At 68.3% G+C, this 1,367-nt stretch carries 1 protein-coding gene; it reads right to left on the minus strand.

Annotated features, from left to right (window positions below; genetic code table 11):
- Positions 1–22: 22 nt before the first annotated feature.
- Positions 23–1,117, minus strand: a complete 1,095-nt coding sequence (locus ABD987_RS44480; protein ID WP_345409089.1) for an IS110 family RNA-guided transposase — start codon at positions 1,115–1,117, stop codon at positions 23–25.
- Between the last annotated feature and the right edge of the window lie 250 nt (positions 1,118–1,367).

Below are 1,367 nucleotides of genomic sequence, written 5' to 3' on the forward strand. Positions count from 1 at the left end.
CTGAAGGATGCTCCTATAGATGTCAAGTGGTGGTTGTGAGGTTGGCTATGTCTGTGGTGAGGGCGTGGTAGATCTCTCGGGTGACGTAGCGTTTGAGGCAGCGGATGATGTGGCGTTTGGGTAGGCCTTCGGTGGTGCGGCGGTTGATGTAGGCGCGGGTGCGGGGGCAGTGGCGCATGCGGACGATGACGGTGCGGTAGATCGCGGCGTTGGCGTGGCGGTCGCCGCCGCGGTTGAGGCGGTGTCGGTCGCTGCGGCCGCTGCTGGCGTCGATGGGTGCGGTGCCGCAGAGGTGGGCGAAGCTGGCGTCGCTGCCGATCCGGTGGGGGTTGTCGCCTGCGGTGATCAGCATCTGGGCGGCGGTGTCGGGTCCGACACCGGCCAGGGCGGTGGTGGCGGGCAAGATCTGGTGGGTCAGTGTCTGTAGGTCGGCTTTGGCCTCGTCGATCTCGGTGGTCAGTTGCTGGACGCGTCGCGCCAGGCGGCGCAGTGCGGTCTTGGCGCCGGCGGTGGGGCTGGTGAGGTCGGTGCCGGGCCGTAGCCGGGCGCAGGCGGTGATCAGTGTCTGCCCGGACAGGGGTGTGAGGGATTCGCGCAGCGCGGCGGGGGCGGTGACGATCAGGGCGTCGAGCTGGTTGAGCGCGGCGGTGCGGGACTTGACCGCGCTTCCCAGCGCGGCGCGCAGCGCGGTGAGGCTGGCAGCGGGACCGGTGCCGGCTTTGGGGATGGCCTCGGCGCGGCCGGACAGCGCGGCGTGGGCGGCGTTGATCGCGTCCTGGGTGTCGGTCTTTCCCCTGCGGCGGCGGGTGTGTCGGTCAGGCTGGTTGACCTCCACCACCGCGACGCCCTGCCCGGTGAGATGACGGGCCAGGCCGGCGCCGTAGGAGGCGGTGCCCTCGACCCCGACCGCGGTCACCGTGCCGAACTCCGCCAGCCACACCGAAAGTGCCGTGTATCCCGCTGTACTGGCGGGAAACGTGCGGGTGCCCAGCACCCGGCCCTGACCGTCGAGGGCAGCGGCGGTGTGAGTGTTTTTATGCGTGTCGACCCCACCGGTCACGCTCTGGTGGGCGCGGTCGACGATGTGATGCTGATCGGTCATGCTGGTCTCTGCCATCCCATAGTGCTGAGCGGATCGGGGTGGCACGTACCGGACCAGCCGGGATGGACAACACAGTGATGGGTGTCCTGGTGGCACAGGCTCCTATCAAGTCACATCCCCTGGCCCGGTCACGTGCACGAACAGAGATCGCGCAAGGCCGGCAGATCCTTCACAGGACAACCCCCAACCGAGAGCGTCAGCATCCTTCCGGGCCAGACCCTCCACAACCTCCATCCACACACATCATCATCACTGCGTCCTTCAG

The organism is Amycolatopsis samaneae (assembly GCF_039541975.1).
GTDB classification, from domain to species: domain Bacteria; phylum Actinomycetota; class Actinomycetes; order Mycobacteriales; family Pseudonocardiaceae; genus Amycolatopsis; species Amycolatopsis samaneae.